General features: G+C 69.3%; 5 protein-coding genes. All 5 read left to right on the top strand.

Annotated features, from left to right (window positions below; genetic code table 11):
* The first annotated feature begins 232 nt into the window (after positions 1 to 232).
* Positions 233 to 511, top strand: coding sequence for a MoaD family protein (locus tag AB1609_16725; GenBank protein MEW6048091.1), 279 nt, complete (start codon positions 233 to 235; stop codon positions 509 to 511).
* A 125-nt stretch (positions 512 to 636) separates the two neighbouring features.
* Complete coding sequence (locus AB1609_16730) at positions 637 to 1,629, top strand: sulfurtransferase (protein MEW6048092.1); 993 nt, start codon at positions 637 to 639, stop codon at positions 1,627 to 1,629.
* 15 nt (positions 1,630 to 1,644) lie between these two features.
* Complete coding sequence (locus tag AB1609_16735) at positions 1,645 to 2,904, top strand: YeeE/YedE family protein (GenBank protein ID MEW6048093.1); 1,260 nt, start codon at positions 1,645 to 1,647, stop codon at positions 2,902 to 2,904.
* Positions 2,905 to 2,983: 79 nt separating this feature from the next.
* Positions 2,984 to 3,211 carry a sulfurtransferase TusA family protein gene (locus tag AB1609_16740; GenBank protein MEW6048094.1) on the top strand — a complete coding sequence of 76 codons (228 nt, stop codon included), beginning with the start codon at positions 2,984 to 2,986 and terminating at the stop codon, positions 3,209 to 3,211.
* A partial coding sequence (moeB, locus tag AB1609_16745; GenBank protein ID MEW6048095.1) for a molybdopterin-synthase adenylyltransferase MoeB occupies positions 3,208 to 4,338 on the top strand: 1,131 nt, incomplete at its 3' end. The genes AB1609_16740 and moeB, both read left to right, overlap by 4 nt.

Here is a 4,338-nt window from a genome sequence, read left to right on the forward strand (position 1 = left end):
GAACCAGCAGCCGCCGTGCCCGTCAGCATTCCGGCCAGCCTGCGGGCCTTTGAACGTTCCGTGCTGGCCCCCAATGGCAAGGCCGGGGCCTACCCGGTCGTTACCGCCCCGGCCGGAGCCGAACGCGCCTGAGGGGCGGCCGAAGAGACAGGGGACCAACGGGCACCGTGGCATTCCGGCGCCCCAGGCGCTAGACTTTATCGACCATTTCGGGAGGAGTAGGTCAGCGGACATGGCCGTGACGGTTCGTATTCCACAGCTTCTGCGCAATCTCACCAACGGGGACCGGGAGGTCCAGCTCGAGGCGGCCACCCTGCGGGAGGCGATTGAAGCGCTGGACCGGCGCTACCCCGGAATCCGCCAGCGGCTTCTTACCGGTGAGGGTGAGCTGCTTCGCTACGTCAACCTCTTCGTAAACGACCAGGACGTCCGCCTGCTTTCCGGCCTCGAGACGCCGCTTCCCGAAGGCGCCGAGATCGCCATCGTACCCGCCATGGCCGGGGGGTGTTGACTTCCGGTCGCTTGCGGCCGCCGCGCCGCCAGGGCCGCTGGCCCTGCCGCGGGGCCGCTCTCCCCATCTGCGAAGTGTTGAGGGTTGCGTGAACCTCGGCGATGTGCCGGGAGGAGGGGGTTGACGTGTATCTCGTTGGAGGTACTTTTGTCGATATGCGGCGGGTCCCGCCAGACCGGCAGGCCAAAGCGGTCGCGGCGTACGCCCTGCTGGCGGTGCTCCTGCTCGGGCTTTCCCTTGCGGGCGTGGCGCCTGTTTCGGTCCTTGCGGCGCCGGACCTTGCCCTTCCGGGCCCCTTGGTCGACACCGCCTGGGTCGCCGAGCATCTTGGCGACCCTTCCTTGCGCATCATCGACGTTCGCACCGACGCCGCCGCCTTCGAAAAAGGGCGCGTTCCTGGATCCGTGTACGTCAACCCGGCGCGAGACCTCGTGGATGCGAGCAACCCGGTGAAGGGTATGGCCGCGACGCGGGATCAGTTCCAGGCGCTGATGAGGCGGCTGGGGGTTCGCCGAAGCGACGCCGTGGTGCTCTACGACGACCAGCGCAGCCTGTGGGCCGCCCGCGCCTACTGGGTCTTCAGGCTGTACGGCCATCCGAGGGTAGCCATCGTGGACGGCGGGATCACGAAGTGGGTGAAGGAGCGCCGGCCCGTTCAAGCCGGGGCGTTGCCCACGCAGGCGGTCTCCGGTTCCCCGCAGGCCGATGCCTATGAGGCCGCCCCCGCCGACCCCGCCCTGGTGGCTACCTGGGAGGATGTGCGCAAGGCCATGGGGGAGGGCGCCGTCTGCGATGTCCGGTCGCCGAAGGAGTACGCCGGCCTCGACGTACGGGCGGCCCGGGGCGGCCACGTTCCGGGAGCGGTCAACGTCGAGTGGATCCTGGCGACCAATCCGGATGGCACGTTCAAATCGACGGAGCAGCTTCGGGCGCTCTACACCCGGGCCGGCTTCACGCCGGATTCCGGCCGGGAGATCATCGTCTACTGCCAGACCGGCGTTCGGGCGGCCCACACCTGGTTCGTCTTGAAGGAACTGCTGGGCTACCCTGCGGTCCGGGTTTACGACGGCTCGTGGGCGGAGTGGGGCAACCGTGCCGACCTGCCCGTGGAACGGTGAGGAGGTGGCACACCCGTGACAACGGCCGTCCAGCCGGCGCGCCGGGTCCTGCCCGCCTCTGCCATTGCAGGGACAGCGGTCGCGGCCGGTGCCCTGGGCATCGGGCTTTACACGGCCGGCATGAACAGGGAATTCCCCCTGTTCTGGGCGTTCGGCCTGGCCTTCGGTTTCATCCTGCAGCGGAGCCGGTTCTGCTTCGCCTCGGCGTTCCGCGACCTTTTCCTCTTCGGATCGTCCCGGACGCTGAAGGCTATCCTGGCCGGGATGGCGGTCGCGTCGGCAGGCTTCACGCTGCTGCAGTCCAAGATGGTGACAATGCCGGGCCTCGGCATGCTTCCCCCCGAAGCCCACGTGTTCCCGCTGGGGCTGCACCTGGTCGTCGGCGGCGTTGCCTTTGGAGTCGGGATGGCGCTGGCCGGGGGGTGCGTCTCCGGCACGCTGTACCGCATGGGTGAGGGGTATGCCGGCTCGTATGCGGCGTTCGCCGGCATTCTGGCTGGCCTCGGGCTCGCCGCCCACACGTGGAACTTCTGGTGGGACCGCTCCATCTCCAGCGGCCCGGCGGTCTGGCTGCCCGACCGCCTGGGTTACGCCGGGGCTCTGGCCGTCACGCTGCTGGGCCTGGCGCTCGTCTGGCTCGTGGTTGAGGCCCTCGAGGCCCGAAGCGGCTTTGCGGCGCTGGCGTTCCCGAACGTCCCGCCGGCGGCCACCGCCTCGCCCGCACTCCAAGGGGGCTGGGATGCGGTGCGGGGCCGCACCGCCGAACTCGGCCGCCGAATCTTTCGGGATGGCTGGCCTGTGCTGGTCGGCGGGCTTTTGCTGGGCGTGCTCAACGTGTACCTGTACGTGGCTCACATGCCCTGGGGTGTTACCGGCGAGCTTTCCCGGTGGGCCATCAAGCTGTACACCCTCGCCGGGTGGGCTCCTGGCCCCCTGGCCGGCGCGGACCAGTTGCCGGGCTGCACGCTGACCGTTGGCGGGAGCCGCCTCATCAGCCACTCGCTGATGCTGGATGCCGGCATGATCGCGGGGAGCCTCATTGCCGCGCTGTGGGCCGGGGAGTTCCACTGGCGCGTCCCTCCGCACAGGCGGCGGTGGCTGCAGTCGGCCGGCGGCGGCGTTCTCATGGGCTACGGGGCCGCAATTGCCGGCGGTTGCACGATCGGGGCGTTGTTCTCGGCCATCCCGTCGCTGGGGCTCAACGGGTGGATCTTCGGCCTGGCTTTGCTCGTGGGAGCCGGGGCCGGAACGAGGCTGGTCCGGCGGCTGGCGTGAAGGCGATACCCCGGGGGGCGTGTCAAACGACCGCGTGTTCGGGTAAAATCGGATAGCCTGGAGAGGGGTTCCCGAAGCGATGCTTCTGGATGTGCGGGGCGAAATCTGCCCCTATCCCATGCTGAAGGCTGTCGAGGCGCTTCCCCGCCTCAAGCCGGGTGAGGACCTCGAGGTGCTGACGGACCACGCGCCGGCCCTGCAGACCATCCCCGCTTACACCGGCCGCCTGGGTTACCAGACCCGCATCGAGCCGGTCGGACCGGGGGTCTGGAAGGTGATCGTCTTCAAGGGGGCGCAGGCTTCATGAAGACCATGCCGCTGCTCACCGCGGAGCAGATGGAGCGATACAGCCGCCATCTCCTGATTCACGAGGTTGGGGTCGAAGGCCAGCGGCGGCTGCTCGAGTCGAAGGTCCTCATCATCGGCGCCGGGGGTCTGGGGTCGCCGGCTGCCCTCTATCTTGCCGCCGCCGGCGTCGGCACGCTCGGCATCGTGGACGGCGACCGGGTGGACCTGACCAATTTGCAGCGCCAGATTCTCCACTACACGCACGACGTGGGCCGCCCCAAGACCCAGTCGGCCCGCCGCACCCTTGAGGACATCAACCCCGACGTCCAGGTGCGCACCTACCAGACGGTGCTCACCTCGGAAAACGCCCTGGAGATCCTCAGGGACTATGACGTCATCATCAACGGCTGCGACAACTTCCCCACCCGCTACCTGGCGAACGACGCCTGCGTGCTGCTGGGCAAGCCCCTGGTGGATGCGAGCGTCCTGCGCTGGGAAGGCCAGGCCACCACCTACCTGCCCGGCCAGGGCTGCTACCGCTGCCTCTTCCCGAGCCCCCCGCCTCCGGGCAGCGTGCCGAGCTGCGCGGACGCGGGCATCGTGGGGGCCGTGGCGGGCTTCTTCGGGACACTGGAGGCGCTGGAGGCCATCAAAGTCGTGCTGGGCATCGGCGAGACCCTGGTCAACAAGCTGCTCTTGTTCGATGCCCTGACCGGCGAACTGCGCACGGTGCGCTGGCAGCGCGACCCCGGCTGCCCGGTCTGCGGCGACCATCCTACCATCAAGCAACTCATCGACTACGAGGAGTTCTGCGGCGTCCCGCACCACGCAAGCCGCGCCCGAACGGCTGCAGCCGGCGCGACGCCGGCCGAGCTCGACCCAGCCGGGGCGTGGCAGCACGTTCAGGCGGGCGGAGCGCTGCTGGTGGACGTGCGGGAGCCGGCCGAGCACGAGTTGATGCGCATCCCCGGCTCGGTCTTGATTCCCCTGGGTGAGCTGGCCGCCCGGGCCGGCGAGTTACCGCGCGACCGGGAACTGATCCTGTACTGCGCGGTCGGCGAACGAAGCGCCCGGGGCGCGGCAACCCTGCGGCAGCTCGGCTGCTCGAGGGTCGTGAACCTGCAGGGCGGCATCATCGCCTGGCTC

The organism is Bacillota bacterium, assembly GCA_040754675.1.
Classification (GTDB): domain Bacteria; phylum Bacillota; class Limnochordia; order Limnochordales; family Geochordaceae; genus Geochorda.

Excerpts from the sequence above, each read along its gene's own strand:
- AB1609_16740 (MEW6048094.1), top strand. The coding sequence starts at position 2,984 with ATGCTTCTGGATGTGCGGGGCGAAATCTGCCCCTATCCCATGCTGAAG.
- AB1609_16725 (MEW6048091.1), top strand. The coding sequence starts at position 233 with ATGGCCGTGACGGTTCGTATTCCACAGCTTCTGCGCAATCTCACCAAC.